This is a genomic window from Rathayibacter sp. AY1A7 (assembly GCF_002930845.1).
Lineage (GTDB): Bacteria > Actinomycetota > Actinomycetes > Actinomycetales > Microbacteriaceae > Rathayibacter.
Genome location: NZ_PSTL01000023.1, coordinates 11,120 through 30,493, shown reverse-complemented (window position 1 = coordinate 30,493; position 19,374 = coordinate 11,120). Strand labels below are relative to the sequence as shown.

Below are 19,374 nucleotides of genomic sequence, written 5' to 3'. Positions count from 1 at the left end.
ATGACGATCGAGCTGCACTTCACCAAGGGCCAGGGCACCGGCAACGACTTCGTGCTCTTCAGCGACCCGGACGGTGAGGTCGACCTCTCGCCCGCGCAGATCGCGATGATCTGCGACCGCCACTTCGGCGTCGGCGCCGACGGCGTCATCCGTGCCGTCCGCTCCCGCGCGATCCCGGAGGGCGCCGCGGCTCTAGCCGAGGAGAGCGAGGCGGAGTGGTTCATGGACTACCGCAACGCCGACGGCTCGATCGCCGAGATGTGCGGCAACGGCATCCGCGTCTACGCCGCGTTCCTGCTCGCGGGCGGCCTCGCGGCGCTCGAGCCCGGCGACACCCTGCCGATCGGCACCCGCGCCGGCGTCCGCGACGTCACCCGCAGCGGTGCCGGGTTCCAGGTCGACCTCGGCCGCTGGGAGCTGGCGGGCGGCGAGCCCCTGGTGCGGGCGAAGGAGCTCAAGGTCGCGCGCCCCGGTCTCGGGATCGACCTCGGCAATCCGCACGTGGTCGTCGCCCTCAGCAACGACGAGGAGCTCGACTCCGCCGACCTCTCCTACATCCCGCAGCTCGACCCGGAGCCCGAGGACGGCGCGAACGTCGAGTTCGTGGTTCCCGGCGAGCCCCTGGTCCACGACGGGATCGGGCGGATCCGGATGCGCGTGCACGAGCGCGGCAGCGGCGAGACCCTGAGCTGCGGCACGGGTGCCGCGGCGGCGGCACTGGCGGTGCGCTACTGGGCGGGAGCGCGCGCTCCGCAGGCCTGGCGCGTGGAGGTCCCGGGCGGCACGCTCGGCGTGACGATGTTCGCGGCGGAGGAGGGCGAGCACGTCGGGCTCTCCGGCCCGGCCGACCTCGTCTTCACCGGGACGATCCGGATCGACTGAGGACCCGGTCAGGCCAGGCGGGTCGTCCGCAGCACGCGGAAGCCCTTCGCCGAGGAGACGCGCTCCACGTCGAGCCGCCCGGCGAACGCGGCGCCCAGCCAGGTCTGGAGCGAGTCGGAGCCGAGGTTTCGCTGCACGACGAGCCAGGCGTCCGCGCCCTCCTCGAGCCGCGGCAGCCAGCGTTCGAGCAGGAGGTGCAGCTCCTCCTTGCCGATGCGGATCGGCGGGTTCGACCACACGGTGCGGAAGCGGACGTCGTCGGGAACATCCTCGGGCAGCACGGCGTTGACATTGAGGACGCCAAGTTCCTCGCAGTTGCGACGGACCAGCTCGAGCGCCCGCTGGTTGACGTCGACCGCCCACACCCGGGCGTCGGGGGAGGCGAGGGCGAGCGCGAGGGCGATCGGGCCCCAGCCGCAGCCGAGGTCCAGCAGGTCCCCGTCAGCGGGGGCGTCGGGCACCGCGTCCAGCAGGACGCGCGTGCCGAGATCGACGTGACCGGGGCTGAACACCCCTCCTGCCGTCGTGACCTCGAGGTCGCGGCCGGCCAGGCGGGCCTGGATCCTGCGGGGCCGGAGGTCGCCGTCGGGAGTACTCGAGAAGTAGTGCTCGGCGGCCATGAGAAGTGAACCTATCAAGACCTGAGGAGTTAGTGTTATCCGGATGACGGAAGACCTGAACGAGACCGACACGACCGAGGCCGTGGACGTCGTCTCGAGGGTCCTGGCGAACGCGCAGTCGCGTTCGGCAGGGTACTCGCGCTTCGTCGCGGGTGGAGCCCAGGCGCTGCAGAGCGCCGGCCACGAGGGCGAGAACAGCGACGGCGAGCAGTTCGACCGCGACGACCGGCAGGCGCTGCGACGCGTCGCCGGCCTCTCGACCGAGCTCGAGGACGTCACGGAGGTCGAGTACCGCCAGCTGCGCCTGGAGAACGTCGTGCTCATCGGCGTGTACTCGCAGAATTCGCTGCAGGACGCGGAGAACTCGCTGCACGAGCTCGCCGCGCTCGCGGAGACGGCGGGAGCGACGGTCCTCGACGGCCTGCTCCAGCGCCGCCCGCACCCCGATCCGAGCACCTACCTCGGCAAGGGCAAGGCCCAGGAGCTCGCGGGGCTCGTCGCGGCCCTCGGCGCGGACACGGTCGTCGCCGACACCGAGCTCGCACCGAGCCAGCGGCGTGCGCTGGAGGACGTGGTGAAGGTCAAGGTGATCGACCGCACCGCGGTGATCCTCGACATCTTCAGCCAGCACGCGAAGAGCCGTGAGGGCAAGGCGCAGGTCGAGCTCGCGCAGCTCGAGTACCTGCTCCCGCGACTGCGCGGCTGGGGCGAGTCCATGTCCCGCCAGGCCGGCGGCCAGGTGGGCGCGGGAGCCGGAATGGGCTCGCGCGGTCCGGGTGAGACGAAGATCGAGCTCGATCGTCGCCGCATCCACACCCGCATGGCGCGCCTGCGCAAGCAGATCACGGCGATGAAGCCCGCCCGCGAGGCCAAGCGCGCGAACCGCAAGCGCAACGCCGTCCCCTCGGTGGCGATCGCGGGGTACACGAACGCCGGCAAGTCGAGCCTGCTGAACCGGATGACGCACGCGGGCGTCCTCGTCGAGAACTCGCTCTTCGCGACCCTCGACGCCACCGTCCGCAAGGCCCAGACGAAGGACGGGCGCCTCTACACGCTCGCCGACACGGTCGGCTTCGTGCGAGCGCTTCCGCACCAGCTCGTCGAGGCCTTCCGGTCGACGCTCGAGGAGGTCGCGGACTCCGATGTGATCGTCCACGTCGTGGACGCCTCCCACCCCGATCCGGCCGGACAGATCGCCACCGTGCGCGACGTGATCGGCGAGGTGGGCGCCCGCAGCATCCCCGAGATCATCGCCTTCAACAAGGCCGATCTGGTGGACGAGGGCACGCGGCTGGTGCTGCGCGGTCTCGCTCCCGACGCGGTCTTCGTGTCGGCGCGCAGCGGCGAGGGCATCGACGAGCTGGAGGCGCGGATCGCCGAGATCCTGCCCGAGCCGGACGTCGAGATCGACCTGCTCGTGCCGTACGACCGGGGCGACGTGATCTCGCATCTGCACCGCAGCGGCCGGATCCTGTCGACGCAGTACGTCGAGGGCGGCACCCACGTGGTCGCCCTCGTGCACGCCGACCTGGCGGGCTCGCTCACCGAGTTCGCGGTTCCGCGCGCGGCCGTCCAGGCCTGATCGCCACCACCCGAGCGCCCGTCTCCCCGTCCGGGAGGCGGGCGCTCGGCGCATCCGTGAGGGGGTGCGGCGTCCCGCATCATCGACCCACTCCGGCGGCCGGAGGGTTCGGCGATCTCGTGTCGGCAGCTCTCCTCCGCCTTCCCGTGACCGCGACGGAGGGGCGCGCGCCCCGATCACCCGTGCCCGTCGAATGCAGGAGGGGCCCGACCGGCTGCACGCCGGTCGGGCCCCTCCTGCACGCCCGGTGTCAGACGGAGCGGAGGACCGCCACGATCTTCCCGAGCACCTCGGCCTCGTCGCCGAGGATCGGCTCGAAGTTGGAGTTGCGGGGCAGCAGCCAGGTGTGGCCGTCGCGCTGGCGCAGCACCTTGACGGTGGCCTCGCCGTCGAGCATGGCCGCCACGATCTCGCCGTTCTCGGCGGTGCGCTGCGAGCGGACCACGACCCAGTCGCCGTCGCAGATCGCGGCGTCGATCATCGACTCGCCGACGACCTTGAGCATGAAGAGCTCGCCCTTGCCGACGAGCTGCCGGGGAAGCGGGAACACCTCGTCGATCTGCTGGTCGGCCATGATCGGCACGCCCGCCGCGATCCGGCCGACGAGGGGGACCATCGCCGCGTCGCCGACCGTCGCGGTCGACTCGAACGACCCGTCGTCGTCCGTCGAGCTGGGGACGTCGATGAGGATCTCGAGGGCGCGGGGCCGGTTCGGGTCGCGGCGCAGGTACCCGCTGAGCTCGAGCTGGTTGAGCTGGTGGGTGACGCTCGACAGCGAGGCGAGGCCGACCGCGTCGCCGATCTCGCGCATGCTCGGCGGGTAGCCGCGGCTCGACACCGAGCGCTGGATCGCGTCGAGGATCGCGAGCTGCTTGGCGCTCAGGCTCTTCCGGCGCCGGCCCGCGGCCGCCTTCGTCTTGGCGGCCGGGGTCCCGGCCCTCTGCGCGTCGCTCACGATGCTCCCTCTTCCCGGTGCGCACGCCGCGTGCGCGCCCGCCCGGTCGCGACCCGACAAGGAATGTCGGTGGTCGCTGCTGTACTACGACCAGGCTCTCGAAACTGTATCCGCCGGAACTCACGACTCGGAACATTCGTTCGAGTGTGTCGCGCGCGAGTCCGCCCGCGGATCAGCCGGAACGGTCCCTTGACCGCTCCGTCGTTCGAAGATATGTTCGGTACAGGCGTTCGGGGCGGCCCTCCCGGCCGAGGGCCTCCCCGAATCCCTGTTGAAAGGAGCGATCCCATGACCGCACAGCTCACCTCCCGCCCGCTCCAGCGCTCGTCCGCGGCTCGGCCCGTCGAGGTCCTGCCGTCCGCTCCCGAGCCGATGAGCGCGTTCGGCGAAGCGCGGATCGTTCGCACCCGTCTGCGCCTCACGCGCCGCGGCCGCGCCGTGGTGGCCGCTCTGGGGGCCCTGCCGATCGTGGCGGGCGCCTTCGCCTTCGGGCTCAACGGCGGTGGAGCGGTCGCGTCGAGCGACGCCGCTGCGGTCGAGTTCCAGTACGTCACCGTTCACGCGGGCGAGTCGCTCTGGTCGCTCGCCGAGGAGCTCGCCCCGCAGGCGGACCCGCGCGACGTGGTCGACGACATCCTCTCCCTCAACCAGCTCTCGAGCGCGGGCGTCGAGCCCGGGCAGCGCCTCGCGGTCCCGGCCGAGTACGACACCGCTCGCTGAGCCGGGCTGCCCGGACGTCCGCGCCGGGTGCTTCGCTACCATTCCCTGGTGACGACTCTCGATGACCTGCCCCTCCGCGACGACCTCCGAGGCAGGCACCCGTACGGTGCACCCCAGGCGGTCGTGCCCGTCGCCCTCAACGTCAACGAGAACACCCACCCGGTCCCGGACGACGTGATCGCCGACATCGTCGGGCGGGTCACGGAGGCGCTGCGCACCGTCAACCGGTATCCCGACCGCGAGTTCCGAGAGCTGCGCGACTCCCTCGCCGGCTACCTCGGTCACGGGCTCACCGCGGACGGCGTGTGGGCTGCGAACGGATCGAACGAGGTGCTCCAGCACGTCCTTCAGGCGTTCGGCGGTCCCGGGCGCTCGCTGCTGGGGTTCGCGCCCACCTATTCGATGTACTCGATCCTCGCGTCGGGGAGCGGAACGGAGTGGATCCCCGCTCCGCGCGAGGCGGAGTTCGAGATCGGAGCCGAGTACGCCGCGGAGCAGGTGCGCCGGGCCCGGCCCGACATCGTCTTCCTCTGCGCTCCGAACAACCCGACCGGGACGCCGCTCGACCTCGCCGTGATCGAGGCGGTCTACGACGCGACCGACGGCATAGTCGTCGTCGACGAGGCGTACGCCGAGTTCGCGGGCAGGGGCGCGCCCACCGCGCTGAGCCTCCTCCCCGGGCGACCGCGCCTGCTCGTGTCCCGCACCATGAGCAAGGCCTTCGCCTTCGCCGGCGTCCGCCTGGGCTACCTCGCCGCCGACCCCGCGGTGATCGACGCGCTCCGCCTCGTCCGCCTCCCGTACCACCTGTCGGCCCTCACCCAGGCCGCCGCGACCGCCGCCCTCGCTCACGCCGACGAGATGCTCGCCATGGTCGGCGAGATCATCGTGCAGCGCGACCGGATGATCGACGGCCTGCGCGCCCTCGGCTACCGCCCGGACGCGACCGGCAGCAACTTCGTCCTCTTCGGCGGCGTCGCGGATCCGGCCGCCGTGTTCGAGGGCCTGCTCGCCCGCGGCGTGCTCATCCGCGACGTCGGCATCCCGAACCACCTCCGCGTCAGCGCGGGCACCGAGGAGGAGACGACCGCGTTCCTCGAGGCGCTCGCCTCCCTCCCCGCACCGTCGGCCGACGCCACGGTGGCGCTCTCGCGTGAGTGAGCTCCGCCCGGGGGCGGTGACGCGGCGCGAATAGACTGGGAGGCATGACCTCCCCGAGCGCCGCACCCGGGCGCACCGCCTCCCTCAGCCGTGCCACCAGCGAGTCGAGCATCGAGCTCTCCCTCGACCTCGACGGCACGGGCGTCGCCGATCTCGAGACCGGCGTGCCCTTCTTCGACCACCTGCTGACGGCGTTCGCGAAGCATTCGCTCACGGACCTGCGCGTCCGGGCCCGCGGCGACATCGAGATCGACATCCACCACACCGCGGAGGACATCGGCATCGTGCTCGGCACGGCCATCCGACAGGCTCTCGGCGACAAGGCCGGGATCTCCCGCTTCGGCGACGCGCTCGTCCCCCTCGACGAGGCGCTCGTGCAGGCCGTCGTCGACATCTCGGGGCGCCCCTACCTCGTGCACACCGGCGAGCCGGAGGGCTTCGCGCTGCACCTGATCGGCGGCCACTTCACCGGGTCGATGGTGCGCCACGTCTTCGAGGCGATCGCGTTCAACGCCGGCCTCACCGTGCACGTCACGGTGCTCGGCGGCAGGGACCCGCACCACATCGCCGAAGCGGAGTTCAAGGCGTTCGCCCGCGCCTTCCGTCAGGCCAAGGCCCTCGACCCGCTCGTCTCCGGCGTGCCGTCGACGAAGGGCGCGCTGTGAGCTCGGCCCGCCCCTCCGTCGTGGTCTACGACTACGGCTCGGGGAACGTGCACTCCGCCGTCAAGGCGCTCGAGCTCGCCGGGGCCGACGTCGAGCTGACGGGGGACCGGCAGCGGGCGCTGGAGGCGGACGGCCTCCTCGTGCCCGGCGTCGGCGCCTTCGACGCCGTGATGTCGGCGCTGACCCGCGCCCGCGGCGGCGAGATCATCGAGAAGCGCCTCGCCGGCGGGCGCCCCGTCCTGGGCATCTGCGTCGGGATGCAGGTGCTCTTCGAGCGCGGCGTCGAGCGCGGGGTCGAGAGCGAGGGCCTGGGCGAGTGGCCGGGGACGGTGGACCTCCTCCCGGCCGAGGTCGTCCCGCACATGGGCTGGAACACCGTCTCCGCTCCCGAGGGCTCGGTGCTCTTCGACGGCATCGCCGAGGAGCGCTTCTACTTCGTGCACTCCTACGGCGCCCGCGAGTGGTCGCTCGACGTGATGCCCCCGTTCCCGCGTCCCGCGGTCACCTGGGCCGATCACGGAGGCCCCTTCATCGCCGCGGTTGAGAACGGGCCGCTCTCGGCCACGCAGTTCCACCCCGAGAAGTCGGGGGCCGCCGGGCTCCGGCTGCTGGCCAATTGGCTGGGCACCCTCCGCACGAACTAGGATCGGCCGGTGGTCGGCGCCTCCAGGGGCCGGCACCGGCTCCGAGACTGAGGATGACGATGAGCGAGTTCACCAAGGCCCCGGGCCTGGTCCTCCTGCCCGCGATCGACGTGGCGGGCGGCAGGGCCGTGCGGCTCACGCAGGGCGAGGCCGGGACCGAGACCAACTACGGCGACCCGATCGACGCCGCGGGCGACTGGGCCGACCAGGGCGCGGAGTGGATCCACCTCGTCGACCTCGACGCCGCCTTCGGCCGCGGCGACAACCACGGCATCATGAAGAAGGTCATCCGGCAGGTGAAGGGCGTCAACGTCGAGCTCTCCGGCGGGATCCGCGACGACCGCAGCCTCGAGTCCGCGCTGAGCGCCGGCGCGAAGCGCATCAACCTCGGAACCGCGGCGCTCGAGAACCCCGAGTGGGCCGCGAGCGTCATCGCGCAGTACGGCGACCAGATCGCCGTCGGGCTCGACGTCCGGGGCACCACGCTCGCCGCGCGCGGCTGGACCAAGGAGGGAGGCGACCTCTGGCAGGTCCTCGACCGCCTGGAGGAGGCCGGCTGCACCCGCTACGTCGTCACCGACGTCACCAAGGACGGCACGCTCAAGGGCCCGAACCTCGAGCTCCTCGAGCAGGTCATGGCCCGCACCCACCGCCCCGTGATCGCCTCGGGCGGCATCTCGAACCTCGACGACATCGCCGCTCTGCGCGACCTCGTGCCCCAGGGGCTCGAGGGCGCGATCGTCGGCAAGGCGCTGTACGCGGGCGCGTTCACGCTCGCGGAGGCCCTGGATGTCGCATCCGAGTGAGCCCCGCCCGCTCCCGGCGCATCTGACCGACTCGGCCGGCACCCCCTGGGCGGGCCGGCACTTCGAGCCGAGCGCAGCGCCGGAGGACGACGGGAGCGCCCCGGAGGCGCTGGTCGCCGCGCTCGAGTCCTTCACCCGCGGCACTCGCGGCCCGGAGGCCGTGGTCGACGCGATCCGCACGTCCCGCCTGCTCATCCCTCTGGTCGCCCGCCTCGGCGAGGAGGCCGAGGGGGTCGGGGGACTCCGGGCGGACAAGACGCAGGAGCTCGCGATCGTCACGGTCGCCGGACCCGACGGCCGCACGGTGCTCCCCGTCTTCAGCGGCGTCGAGAGCATGCGCCGGTGGGACCCGGCCGCCCGTCCCGTCCCTGTCGACGGGCGCCGCGCGGCCCTGGCGGCCGTCGCGGAGGGCACCGAGGTGATGGTCCTCGACCCCGCGTCCGAGCGGGAGTTCGCGGTCCGGCGCCCGGCCCTCTGGGCGATCGCGGAGGGCGGCGACTGGCGGCCGGCCCCTGCCGATGCGGAGGTGCTCCTGGCTCTGCGCGCGGCTGCGGAGGGGGAGCGGGCGGTCGCCTCGCTCGAGGTGCGCGCGGGAGACCCGGAGCAGCGCCTCGCGGGGCCCGAGCTCGTGGTGGTCCTGAGCCTGCGCCCGGGGCTCGATCAGGACGCGCTCGGCGCCCTCGTCGCGCGATTGGGGGAGCGGTGGGCGGCCGACGAGACCGTCGCGCAGCGCGTCGACTCGATGACGCTGCAGCTCGCCGCCGCCCGCTGACTCCCGATCAGGTGACCGGGCCGGTCCACTTCTCGCCCGGGCCCTTGCCGATCGGGTCGGCGATCGGGGACGCCTCACGGAACGCGAGCTGGAGGGTGCGTAGGCCGTCGCGCAGGCTCCGGGCGTGCATGTCGCTGATGTCGGGCGCCCCGGCCGTGACCAGGCCCGCGAGCGCGTTGATGAGCTTGCGCGCCTCGTCGAGGTCGACCTGCGCTCCGGGCTCGTCGGCGAGCCCGCACTTGACGGCGGCCGCGCTCATCAGGTGCACGGCGGCGGTGGTGATGATCTCCACCGCCGGGACCTCCGCGATGTCGCGCGCGGCCTCCACGTCGGAGGCTCCGCCGTCCTCGCCGAATCGTCGCGTGTAGTCGTCGTCGTACTGGGCCATGGGTCCTTCGTTCGTCGTCCGTGGTGGAGGGGCGCGGCCGCCGGAGCAGAGGATCGAGGGGCGGCCGGATCCGGACTGTCGGGCGGGCCGCCGGTCTGCTATGGTTGTCCGGGCTCCGAGGCATGTCCTCGGTTCGAAAGTGGAGATTCTCCCACCCGCGCTTGACCGCTTCACAAGGTTACCGGGTCAGAAGCACTCCGCCCCCGAGGGTCGTCAGACCACCGGAGGCAGGGCTGCGGCTCTCGAGGTCCGCCTCGGGAACCGCGTCACAGGGTGCGAGCGCCGTGCTGCAGGCACGACGTGGACGGGACGATCACCTCTCTCGGGTGCGCTGGAGAAGACTCCGGCAGCGCAGCTGCACTCACCGAGATCAGAGGAGAAACGCAATCAGCGATCCCCGTACCAACGACCGTATCCGCGTCCCCGAGGTCCGCCTCGTGGGTCCCGCAGGAGAACAGGTCGGCGTCGTCAAGATCGAGGTCGCCCTGCGACTCGCGCAGGACGCAGACCTGGACCTGGTCGAGGTCGCCCCCAACTCCAAGCCGCCCGTGGCCAAGATCATGGACTACGGGAAGTTCAAGTACGAGCAGGCTCAGAAGCTCAAGGAAGCCCGTCGCAACCAGGCGAACACGATCCTCAAGGAGGTCCGTTTCCGCCTGAAGATCGACAAGCACGACTACGAGACCAAGCGCAAGCGCGCCGAGGGCTTCCTGAAGGCCGGCGACAAGGTCAAGGCGATGATCCTCTTCCGCGGTCGCGAGCAGTCGCGCCCCGAGATGGGCGTCCGCCTGCTCCAGCGCTTCGCGGAGGACGTCGCCGAGTTCGGCCAGGTCGAGTCCACCCCGACCATCGACGGTCGCAACATGGTGATGGTCATCGGCCCGCTGAAGAACAAGTCCGAGGCGAAGGCCGAGGCCAATGCGGTCCGCGCCGCTCGTCGCGAGGCCAACACCCCCGAGGACACGGCCGAGGCCGAGTCCGTCTAGTACTTCGCCGCCCCGGCCTCGGGGCCGGTGGACGCCCCGCTCGCGGGGCACCGGTTTCGCCCCGCCGAGCGCGGAGTGACGTTCACAAGGAGAGAACATGCCCAAGATGAAGACCCACTCGGGTGCCAAGAAGCGCTTCAAGGTGACCGGCTCCGGCAAGGTCATGAAGCAGCAGGCCGGCATGCGTCACAACCTGGAGTCCAAGTCCAGCGTTCGCACGCGCCGCCTCAACCAGGACCAGGTCCTCGCCCCGCAGGACGCCAAGGTCGCCAAGAAGCTTCTCGGTCTGTAGCCCACCGCCGGCGCAGCCCGCTGCGCCGCGTGGTCGCTACTCAGCCGACACGGATCGATAGGAAGAAACAGCAATGGCAAGAGTGAAGAGGGCCGTCAACGCCCACAAGAAGCGTCGCGTCATCCTCGAGCGCGCCTCGGGCTACCGCGGCCAGCGGTCGCGCCTCTACCGCAAGGCGAAGGAGCAGGTCACCCACTCCCTCGTCTACTCGTACCGCGACCGCCGCGCCAAGAAGGGCGAGTTCCGTCGTCTCTGGATCCAGCGCATCAACGCCGCGTCCCGCGCGAACGGCCTGACCTACAACCGCTTCATCCAGGGCCTCGCCCTGGCCGGCGTCCAGGTCGACCGCCGCATCCTCGCGGACCTCGCGATCACCGAGCCGGCCACGTTCGCCTCGCTCGTCGCGACCGCGAAGAGCGCGCTGCCCGCCGACACCTCGGCGCCCAAGGCCGCAGCGTAGTCAGCACGGATTCCCGGAGGGGGTCGCGACCGAGAGGTCGCGGCCCCCTCCGTCGTCCGCAGGCCCTCCCGCGCCGTGTCTGCGGGGGCGGCGATCACCGCGCCGATAGGCTCGCCGCATGCTCGACAACCCCCGCTCTCCCCGTGTCCGCTCCGTGGCGAAGCTCACCCGCCGCCCGGCCCGGCTCGAGACGGGGCTCTTCCTCCTCGAGGGCCCGCAGGCACTCTCCGAGGCGTTGCAGTACCGCCCGGAGCTGATCGTCGAGTCGTTCGCGACTCCGACCGCTCTGGAGCGCCACCCCGAGATCGTCGCCGCCGCCGCCGAGGCGGAGGTGGAGATCGAGTACGTGACCGAGGACGTCCTCGACGCGATGGCCGACACCGTCACTCCGCAGGGCTTCGTCGCGGTCTGCCGTCAGTTCCCCACGTCGCTCAAGGACGTCGTCGCCTCCGAGCCGCGCCTCGTGGCGGTGCTCGAGGAGGTCCGCGATCCGGGCAACCTCGGCACGATCATCCGTGCCGCCGACGCCGCCGGCGCCGACGCGGTCGTGCTGTCCGGCCGCTCGGTCGACCTCTACAATCCCAAGGTCGTGCGCTCCACGACCGGCTCGCTCTTCCACCTCCCGGTCGCGGTCGGCGCCGACCTCGCCGATGTGCTGGGCCGGCTCCGCGGCGTGGGACTGCGCTCCGTCGCGGCCGACGTGAAGGGGGAGGACCTGCTCGACGTCCGCGCACGCGGGGACCTCGCCCAGCCGACCGTCTGGGTCTTCGGCAACGAGGCGCGCGGCCTCGAGGACGAGTCGCTCGCCCTCGTCGACGGCGTGGTCGCGGTGCCCATCTACGGGGCGGCGGAGTCGCTCAACCTCGCGACCGCGGCCTCCGTCTGCCTGTACGAGAGCGCCTTCGCGCTGCGTTCCTGAGAGGAACCGGGCCGAGGGTGCCGCGAACCTGGAGAACAGGGTGCGTTGTTACCCTTCGGTTAAGAATTCCCTCATGATTTGACCGGCCCATCCCCGTGTGCTTCTCTGACGGCATGGTCACAGCCCCGCAAGACGAGCGCGCCGCCGCTCCCGCCGGTGAACCCCTCGTCGTCCTCTCCGGGGTGCAGAAGCACTACGGCGACTTTCAGGCTCTGAAGGACATCGATCTGACGGTGCACCGGGGCGAGGTCGTCGTGGTCCTCGGTCCCTCCGGATCCGGCAAGTCGACGCTCTGCCGCACGGTCAACCGGCTCGAGACGATCTCGGGCGGCACCATCACCATCGACGGTCAGAAGCTCCCGGAGGAGGGCAAGGGCCTCGCCGCGCTCCGCGCCGACGTCGGGATGGTCTTCCAGTCGTTCAACCTCTTCGCGCACAAGACGATCCTCGAGAACGTCACCCTCGGCCCGATCAAGGTCCGCGGGCTCTCCCGCAAGGACGCGGAGGCCCAGGCCACGGCACTGCTCGACCGGGTCGGCGTCGGCCACCAGGCCGCCAAGACCCCGGCCCAGCTCTCCGGCGGGCAGCAGCAGCGCGTCGCGATCGCGCGGGCGCTGGCGATGAAGCCCAAGGTGATGCTGTTCGACGAGCCGACCTCGGCGCTCGACCCCGAGATGATCAACGAGGTCCTGGACGTGATGGTCGGGCTCGCCAAGGACGGGATGACGATGATCGTCGTCACCCACGAGATGGGCTTCGCCCGGAAGGCCGCCGATCGCGTCGTGTTCATGGCCGACGGCGAGATCCTCGAGGACACCGACCCTGAGTCGTTCTTCACCGCGCCCCGCACCGACCGGGCCAAGGACTTCCTCTCCAAGCTCATCACGCACTAGAAGGCCGATCAGCAGCCACCAGGCAGGTCGGACCCGTGACCCGGGAGCCGACCCGACATCGCCCGCTTCGGCGGGCCGAACCCCAGGAAGGACGATCATGCGCACCAGGCTCATGTTCATGACCGCGGGACTCGCGGCAGCGACCCTCGCCCTCGCCGGCTGCTCCGGCGACTCCGGAACCGCCGGCGGCGGCGCCGGTGGAGGCTCCGAGGGAGGGACCTCCGCGTACGAGGTCGCCTCCGACGTCACTCTCGAGGGCAGCCCGACCTTCGACGCGATGACCGCGGACGGCAAGGTCGTCATCGGCGTCAAGGAGGACCAGCCCGGGCTGGGCTACCTCGACGCGGCGACCGGCGAGCGCTCCGGCTTCGACATCGAGATCGCGAAGTGGACCGCGGCCTCGCTCGGCTTCGCGGCCGACGCCATCGAGTTCAAGGCGATCCCGTCGGCCAACCGCGAGGCGTCGATCGTGAACGGCGACATCGACTACTACGTCGGCACCTACTCGATCACCGACAAGCGCAAGGAGCAGGTCGGCTTCGCCGGACCCTACTTCGAGACCGGCCAGCAGCTGCTCGTCGCGGCCGACAACGACACGATCACCGGACCGGACGACCTCACCGCCGACACCACCGTGTGCTCGGCCACCGGCTCCACCCCGATCCAGAACATCCGCACCAACTACCCCGAGGTGAAGACCGAGGAGTTCGACACGTACTCGCAGTGCGTGGACGCCCTCTCCGACGGCACCGTCGACGCCGTCACCACCGACGGCGCGATCCTGATCGGCTACGCCGCTCAGAAGCCCGACGAGCTCAAGGTCGTCGGAGAGCCCTTCAGCACCGAGCTCTACGGCATCGGCCTGCCGAAGGACGACGACGCCCTGCGCCACTTCGTCAACGGCATGCTGACCGACGGCGGCGAGAACTGGAGCGCCATCTACGACGAGACGCTCGGCCAGTCCGGCACGACCGTCACCCAGCCGGCGGTGAACGACTACTAGGAGGCGCCCCGGGCGGCCCGACCGCCGCCCGGGGGTCCCCTCTCCTCGACCACCACCACCGCTCCGACAGAAGGGCCAGCCGCATGGATGTCCTGTTGAACAACCTCGACGTCTACGTCCCGGCCTTCGGCAACACCCTGATCCTCTTCAGCGTCTCGCTCGTGTTCGCCCTGCTGATCGGCACGGTGGTCGGCGCGATGCGCGTCTCGCCCGTCCCGATCGCCCGCGCGGTCGGCACGGTGTACGTGAACACCATCCGGAACACCCCGCTCACGCTGGTGATGTTCTTCTTCGCCTTCGGCTACCCCAAGCTCGACCTGCCGCAGGTGGACTACACGAACCTCGCGATCTGCGCCCTCAGCCTCTACACCGCGACCTACGTCGCGGAGGTGCTGCGGTCGGGCATCAACACCGTGCCGATCGGCCAGGCCGAGGCGGCCCGTGCGATCGGCCTCGACTTCGGCCTCACGATGACGCAGGTCGTCCTGCCCCAGGCCTTCCGCTCCGTGATCCCGCCGCTCATGAGCGTCCTGATCGCGCTGCTGAAGAACACCACCGTCGCCGCCGGCTTCTCGGTCGCGGAGGCGGGCACCATCGTCCGCGTGCTCAACGAGCGCGGCGAGAACAGCCTCATCGTCGTCCTCTGGGTGGCCCTGGTCTTCGTGGTCCTGGTCACCCTGCTCTCGCTCGTCCAACGTCAGCTCGAGAAGAAGTGGAGGGTCGCCCGATGAGCTCCGTCCTCTTCGACAACCCCGGCCCGCGGGCCGTCGTGCGCAACCGCGTCATCGGCGTCGTCGTCGTCCTGCTGATCGCGGCGTTCCTCGGCTTCGTGGTCTGGCGCTTCGCGGAGTCCGGCCAGTTCGACGCCTCCAAGTGGCGGGCGTTCGGCTACCCGCTGGTCTGGCAGAGCATCGGCGGCGCCCTCGGCCGCACGCTCGCGGCCTTCGCCACGGCGGGCGTCGCCAGCCTCGTCCTCGGCCTCCTCCTGGCGATCGGCCGGCTCTCGGACCGGCGCTGGATCAACGTCCCCGTCACGCTCTTCATCGAGCTGTTCCGGGCGATCCCCGTCCTGATCCTGATGATGCTGATGTACTACGGCCTGCCGTTCGCGGGCCTCAAGCTCAGCCCCTACCTCGCCGTCGTCATCGCCCTGACCCTCTACAACGGCTCCGTCTTCTCCGAGATCTTCCGCGCCGGCATCGAGGCCCTCCCGCGAGGACAGAAAGAGGCGGGCTACGCGATCGGCCTGCGCAAGTCCGGCGTGATGCGGCTCATCCTGTTCCCCCAGGCGATCCGCTCGATGCTGCCCGTGATCATCGCCCAGCTCGTCGTCGCCCTCAAGGACACGGCGCTCGGCTCGATCATCACCTACAACGAGCTGCTGTACTACGCGCGCTACCTGGGCAACCAGTCGAGCCTCGACAGCCCGATCATCCCGGCGGCGATCGTCATCGGAGCGATCTACATCGGCATCTGCCTCCTCCTCTCGGGGCTGGCGAAGTGGATCGAGATCCGCACGAAGAGCGGCGGACGCGGCGGCCGCACCATCGGCGGCCACCCCGCAGCCCGCGCGCAGACGGACACGCAGCTGATCGCTGTGCAGGACTGAACTGTGAGGATCGCCCGAGGGCGATCCTCACCGCGGTCGGCTTCCTGACGGGGTCGGGTTCCGCAGAGCGTCCTGCGTCCGGCTACGGAGAATCGCTGACACGCGATTCTCCTGTTCGCCTCGAGGGTCCGGCGATCGCTCAGCGCATCGAGCGGTGGTGCTCCGCTCCGGCGTCGTCGACGCGGAGGCGGTGGCGATCGGGGAGCCGCGATCGGTCCGGGCGTCTTCCCGTCCGGCGGTGCCCCGCCTCCTGCCGGTGGAGCGGCCTCCGACCCCGGCGTAGCGAGAACCCGCCCCTGCTGGTCGAGCAGCGCCGGTGGCGGGGCTTCGAGAGCCGTCGGCGCAGACGGGGGCCGGCCGCGGGCGAGCGCGACGAGCACCGCGCGCGGGCGGCGGGAGGGGGCGGAGGCCCTCGCCTACACTGGGGGATCGTGTCAGACAGCAACCCGATCACCGACGAGGCCGTCTCCGCGGCGGTCGCCGACGCCCTCGCCGCCATCGGCGCGGCGGGCGACTCCACCGCTCTGAAGTCCGCCCGAGCCGCCCACCTCGGCGAGGGGTCCGCCCTCGCCCGCCTCAACGCGCAGATGCGCTCCGTCCCGCCCGAGCACAAGGCGGCGTCCGGCAAGCTCGTCGGCGGTGCCCGCAAGCAGGTGGGCGACGCCTACGCCGCCCGCGAGGCCGAGCTCGTCGAGGCGGAGGACGCGGCCGCGCTCGAGGCCGAGCGCGTGGACGTCACCGCCGGCGCCAGCTTCGTGCGCCGCGGCGCCCGCCACCCCCTCTCGCTCCTCCAGGAGTCGATCGCCGACGTGTTCGTCGGGATGGGCTGGGAGATCGCGGAGGGGCCGGAGCTCGAGAACGAGTGGTTCAACTTCGACGCCCTGAACTTCGACGAGGACCACCCGGCCCGCGCCATGCAGGACACCTTCTTCGTCGACCCCGTCGACTCGCACCTGGTGCTGCGCACGCACACCTCGCCGGTGCAGATCCGCTCGATGCTCGAGCGCCCGCTGCCGCTGTACGTGATCGCTCCGGGCCGGGTGTACCGCACTGACGAGCTCGACGCGACGCACACGCCCGTGTTCACGCAGTTCGAGGGCCTCGCCGTCGACCGCGGCCTGACCATGGCGCACCTGCGCGGCACCCTCGAGCACGTCGCGCGGATCCTCTTCGGCGACGACGCGCGCATCCGCCTGCGGCCGAACTACTTCCCCTTCACCGAGCCCAGCGCCGAGCTGGACGTCTGGCACCCGACCTTCGTCGGTGGTGCCCGCTGGATCGAGTGGGGCGGCTGCGGCATGGTCAATCCGAACGTGCTGCGCGCGGCCGGGATCGACCCCGAGGAGTACTCCGGGTTCGCCTTCGGCATGGGGATCGAGCGGACCCTGATGTTCCGCAACGACGTGAAGGACATGCGCGACATGGTCGAGGGCGACGTCCGCTTCAGCGAGCAGTACGGGATGGTGATCTGATGCGCATCCCGCTGAGCTGGCTGGGGGAGTACGTGGACCTCGAGCAGGACGTCACGACGAAGTCCGTGCACGCGGCCCTGGTGTCGGTCGGCCTGGAGGAGGAGGACGTCCACCGCTTCGAGGTGACCGGCCCCGTCGTCGTCGGTGAGGTGCTCGACCTCGCTCCGGAGCCGCAGAAGAACGGCAAGACCATCAACTGGTGCCACGTCCGCGTGGCCCCGGAGGGCGGGCGTGCCGCCGACGGCGGAGAGGACGTCCGCGGCATCGTCTGCGGAGCCCACAACTTCGCGGCCGGCGACAAGGTCGTCGTGTCACTGCCGGGCGCGGTCCTGCCCGGGCCGTTCCCGATCTCCGCGCGGAAGACCTACGGGCACGTGTCCGACGGGATGATCGCCTCGAGCCGCGAGCTCGGCCTCGGGGACGACCACGACGGCATCCTCCGCCTCGCCTCACTCGGGCTCGACCCGGAGCCGGGCACGGACGCCGTCGCGCTCCTCGGTCTCGACGACGCCGCGGTCGAGGTCAACGTGACGCCCGACCGCGGCTACGCCTTCTCGATCCGCGGCATCGCCCGCGAGTACGCCCACGCCACCGGAGCCGCCTTCCGCGACCCCGCTCAGGCGCTCCCTCCGCACGAGCGCACGGAGACGGCGCCCGTCTTCCCCGTGTCCGTGGCCGACGAGGCGCCGATCCGCGGCCGTGTCGGCGCCTCCGTGTTCGTCACGCGCGTCGTCCGGGGCGTCGACGTCTCGCGACCGACGCCGCCGTGGATGCTCGCGCGACTGCGCCTGGCCGGCGTCCGCTCGATCTCGCTCGTCGTGGACATCACCAACTACGTGATGTTCGAGCTCGGCCAGCCGCTGCACGGCTACGACCTGGCGACCCTGCAGGGAGGCCTCGTGGTGCGCCGCGCCGCGCCGGGGGAGACCCTCGAGACGCTCGACGGCCAGACCCGGCACCTGCACGCGGAGGACCTCGTCATCGCCGACGACGGCGGGGCGATCGGCCTCGCCGGAGTGATGGGGGGCGCGCGCACCGAGATCTCGGACGCCACGTCCGACGTCCTGCTCGAGGCGGCGAACTTCGACCCGGTCTCGATCGCCCGGACGGCTCGCCGGCACAAGCTGCCGAGCGAGGCGTCGCGGCGCTTCGAGCGCGGCGTCGACCCCGAGGTGGCCTCGGTCGCCGCGGCCCGCGCGGTGCAGCTGCTGGTGGAGCTCGCCGGCGGCACGGCGGACGAGCTCGGCTCGGTCCTGGCCGACCCGCGCACGGCGGAGCCGGTCGAGCTGCCGGACGGCTACGTCGCAGGCCTCATCGGGGTGGAGTACACCCCGGAGGAGATCCGCGGCGCGCTCGTCGAGATCGGCGCTTCCGTCGAGGCCGGCGGAGCGGGCCTGCTGGTGACTCCGCCGAGCTGGCGCCCGGACCTCGTCGACCGCGCCTCGCTCGCGGAGGAGGTCGCCCGCATCACCGGGTACGACCGCATCCCGGCGATCCTGCCCGTCGCGCCTCCCGGCCGCGGTCTGACCCCGGGCCAGAGGCTGCGCCGCACCCTCGCCCAGGCGCTCGCCGCCGCGGGTCTGACCGAGGTGCTCTCGTACCCGTTCCTCTCGCGCTCGATCAACGACCGGCTCGGCTCGGTCGACGGGGAGCCGCAGGAGCAGATCACGCTCGCGAACCCGCTCGACGCGACCGCGGGCCAGCTGCGGATCTCGCTGCTGCCGGGTCTCGTGCAGGTCGCGGCCCGCAACCGCTCGCGCGGCCTGACGGATCTCGCGGTCTACGAGCTCGGCTCCGTCTTCCTCCCGGCCGTCGGCGGCCCGTTCGGCTCCGGGGCGCTCCCTGCGGGCGGGGCGCGTCCGTCCGCGGAGGTCGAGGCCGAGCTGAACGCGGGCATCCCACCGCAGCCGCGGCACCTCGCGGCGCTGCTCACGGGTGCCGCCGTCGTGCGCCAGCCCGGTGTCGCCGGCCGTGACGTCGACTGGCGCGACGCCCTCGACGTGGTCCGCGAGGTCTCCGCGGCGACCGGCACCGAGCTGGTGCTGCGCCAGGGGGCACATGCAGCGCTGCACCCGGGCCGCACCGCCGAGGTCGTTCTCGACGGCGCGGTCATCGGGCACGCGGGGGAGCTGCTCCCGGCGCTCGCCGAGGAGCTCGACCTCCCGCGCCGCGTCGCCGTGGTCGAGCTCGACCTGGAGCCGCTGCTCGCGCGGGCCGGGAGGGTCGTCGTGGCCCGTCCGGTGGGCGCGCTGCCCGCCGCGACCCAGGACCTCTCGCTCGTCGTGCCGGTCGGCACCGCGGCCGCCGAGGTGCGCGCCGCCGTCGCCGAGGGGGCGGGCGAGCTGCTCGAGGCGATCCGCCTGGTCGACGACTACCGCGGCACCGGGCTCGCCGAGGGGACGAAGTCGCTGACGTTCGCGCTGCGCTTCCGTGCGCCGGACCGCACGCTCACCGCGGCCGAGGCGACGGCCGCGAAGGAGAGCGGCGTGGCCGTCGCGGCGGAGCGCTTCGGCGCCCGACTCCGCGAGTGAGGCCGGGGGTCCCG

The 19,374-nt window shown here is 71.8% G+C and carries 21 protein-coding genes; 18 read left to right on the top strand and 3 right to left on the bottom strand.

Annotated elements, in window-relative coordinates:
- Positions 1 to 882, top strand: a complete 882-nt coding sequence (gene dapF, locus C5B95_RS14760; RefSeq protein ID WP_104226308.1) for a diaminopimelate epimerase — start codon at positions 1 to 3, stop codon at positions 880 to 882.
- 8 nt (positions 883 to 890) lie between these two features.
- On the opposite strand, the gene C5B95_RS14755 is transcribed toward dapF, so the two are convergent.
- Positions 891 to 1,502 carry a class I SAM-dependent methyltransferase gene (locus tag C5B95_RS14755; RefSeq protein ID WP_104224480.1) on the bottom strand — a complete coding sequence of 204 codons (612 nt, stop codon included), beginning with the start codon at positions 1,500 to 1,502 and terminating at the stop codon, positions 891 to 893.
- Between the two features lie 43 nt (positions 1,503 to 1,545).
- Between C5B95_RS14755 and hflX the strand changes: the two genes are divergently transcribed.
- Positions 1,546 to 3,084 (top strand): GTPase HflX, encoded by a 1,539-nt coding sequence (hflX, locus tag C5B95_RS14750; protein WP_104267095.1) that lies wholly within the window; start codon positions 1,546 to 1,548, stop codon positions 3,082 to 3,084.
- 250 nt (positions 3,085 to 3,334) lie between these two features.
- Here the strand turns inward: hflX and lexA are convergent, their stop codons facing one another.
- Positions 3,335 to 4,039, bottom strand: coding sequence for a transcriptional repressor LexA (gene lexA, locus C5B95_RS14745; RefSeq protein WP_104267096.1), 705 nt, complete (start codon positions 4,037 to 4,039; stop codon positions 3,335 to 3,337).
- A 288-nt stretch (positions 4,040 to 4,327) separates the two neighbouring features.
- Between lexA and C5B95_RS14740 the strand changes: the two genes are divergently transcribed.
- The 6 genes from C5B95_RS14740 to C5B95_RS14715 are packed head-to-tail and all read left to right on the top strand — an operon-like array spanning position 4,328 to position 8,807.
- Positions 4,328 to 4,759: a LysM peptidoglycan-binding domain-containing protein gene (locus tag C5B95_RS14740; RefSeq protein WP_308470716.1), complete on the top strand. Its 432-nt coding sequence runs from the start codon at positions 4,328 to 4,330 to the stop codon at positions 4,757 to 4,759.
- A 48-nt stretch (positions 4,760 to 4,807) separates the two neighbouring features.
- Positions 4,808 to 5,920, top strand: coding sequence for a histidinol-phosphate transaminase (locus C5B95_RS14735; protein WP_181068100.1), 1,113 nt, complete (start codon positions 4,808 to 4,810; stop codon positions 5,918 to 5,920).
- A 44-nt stretch (positions 5,921 to 5,964) separates the two neighbouring features.
- Positions 5,965 to 6,585: an imidazoleglycerol-phosphate dehydratase HisB gene (gene hisB / locus C5B95_RS14730; RefSeq protein WP_104224484.1), complete on the top strand. Its 621-nt coding sequence runs from the start codon at positions 5,965 to 5,967 to the stop codon at positions 6,583 to 6,585.
- A complete protein-coding gene (hisH, locus tag C5B95_RS14725) occupies positions 6,582 to 7,229 on the top strand; it encodes an imidazole glycerol phosphate synthase subunit HisH (protein ID WP_104224485.1) in 648 nt (215 codons plus the stop codon). Before hisB ends, hisH begins: the two co-directional genes overlap by 4 nt.
- A 59-nt stretch (positions 7,230 to 7,288) precedes the next feature.
- Positions 7,289 to 8,035, top strand: coding sequence for a bifunctional 1-(5-phosphoribosyl)-5-((5-phosphoribosylamino)methylideneamino)imidazole-4-carboxamide isomerase/phosphoribosylanthranilate isomerase PriA (priA, locus tag C5B95_RS14720; RefSeq protein WP_104224506.1), 747 nt, complete (start codon positions 7,289 to 7,291; stop codon positions 8,033 to 8,035).
- Positions 8,019 to 8,807, top strand: a complete 789-nt coding sequence (locus C5B95_RS14715; protein ID WP_104267098.1) for an SseB family protein — start codon at positions 8,019 to 8,021, stop codon at positions 8,805 to 8,807. The genes priA and C5B95_RS14715 overlap by 17 nt, the downstream gene beginning before the upstream one ends.
- A 7-nt stretch (positions 8,808 to 8,814) precedes the next feature.
- Here the strand turns inward: C5B95_RS14715 and C5B95_RS14710 are convergent, their stop codons facing one another.
- On the bottom strand, positions 8,815 to 9,195 hold the full coding sequence (locus C5B95_RS14710; protein ID WP_104313470.1) for a DUF1844 domain-containing protein: 381 nt from the start codon (positions 9,193 to 9,195) through the stop codon (positions 8,815 to 8,817).
- A gap of 437 nt (positions 9,196 to 9,632) precedes the next feature.
- Here C5B95_RS14710 and infC point away from each other — a divergent pair, with 437 nt between their 5' ends.
- From infC to pheT, 10 genes are all read left to right on the top strand, one after another.
- A complete protein-coding gene (infC, locus tag C5B95_RS14705; protein ID WP_374952931.1) occupies positions 9,633 to 10,181 on the top strand; it encodes a translation initiation factor IF-3 in 549 nt (182 codons plus the stop codon).
- Positions 10,182 to 10,278: 97 nt separating this feature from the next.
- On the top strand, positions 10,279 to 10,473 hold the full coding sequence (gene rpmI, locus C5B95_RS14700) for a 50S ribosomal protein L35 (RefSeq protein WP_055793295.1): 195 nt from the start codon (positions 10,279 to 10,281) through the stop codon (positions 10,471 to 10,473).
- A 73-nt stretch (positions 10,474 to 10,546) separates the two neighbouring features.
- Positions 10,547 to 10,933 (top strand): 50S ribosomal protein L20, encoded by a 387-nt coding sequence (gene rplT, locus C5B95_RS14695; protein ID WP_104224487.1) that lies wholly within the window; start codon positions 10,547 to 10,549, stop codon positions 10,931 to 10,933.
- A gap of 118 nt (positions 10,934 to 11,051) precedes the next feature.
- Positions 11,052 to 11,852 (top strand): RNA methyltransferase, encoded by an 801-nt coding sequence (locus C5B95_RS14690; protein WP_104224488.1) that lies wholly within the window; start codon positions 11,052 to 11,054, stop codon positions 11,850 to 11,852.
- Positions 11,853 to 11,965: 113 nt separating this feature from the next.
- A complete protein-coding gene (locus C5B95_RS14685; protein WP_104224489.1) occupies positions 11,966 to 12,745 on the top strand; it encodes an amino acid ABC transporter ATP-binding protein in 780 nt (259 codons plus the stop codon).
- A gap of 97 nt (positions 12,746 to 12,842) precedes the next feature.
- On the top strand, positions 12,843 to 13,748 hold the full coding sequence (locus tag C5B95_RS14680; protein ID WP_181068099.1) for a glutamate ABC transporter substrate-binding protein: 906 nt from the start codon (positions 12,843 to 12,845) through the stop codon (positions 13,746 to 13,748).
- 83 nt (positions 13,749 to 13,831) lie between these two features.
- Positions 13,832 to 14,479 carry an amino acid ABC transporter permease gene (locus C5B95_RS14675; RefSeq protein WP_104224491.1) on the top strand — a complete coding sequence of 216 codons (648 nt, stop codon included), beginning with the start codon at positions 13,832 to 13,834 and terminating at the stop codon, positions 14,477 to 14,479.
- Entirely contained in the window at positions 14,476 to 15,357 is an 882-nt protein-coding gene (locus C5B95_RS14670; protein WP_104224492.1) for an amino acid ABC transporter permease, read from the top strand. Before C5B95_RS14675 ends, C5B95_RS14670 begins: the two co-directional genes overlap by 4 nt.
- A gap of 431 nt (positions 15,358 to 15,788) precedes the next feature.
- Positions 15,789 to 16,829, top strand: a complete 1,041-nt coding sequence (gene pheS, locus C5B95_RS14665) for a phenylalanine--tRNA ligase subunit alpha (RefSeq protein WP_104250188.1) — start codon at positions 15,789 to 15,791, stop codon at positions 16,827 to 16,829.
- The gene (gene pheT / locus C5B95_RS14660) at positions 16,829 to 19,360 is read left to right on the top strand and encodes a phenylalanine--tRNA ligase subunit beta (RefSeq protein WP_104349507.1); all 2,532 of its coding nucleotides are present in this window, start codon (positions 16,829 to 16,831) and stop codon (positions 19,358 to 19,360) included. Before pheS ends, pheT begins: the two co-directional genes overlap by 1 nt.
- The last annotated feature ends 14 nt before the right edge of the window (positions 19,361 to 19,374 follow it).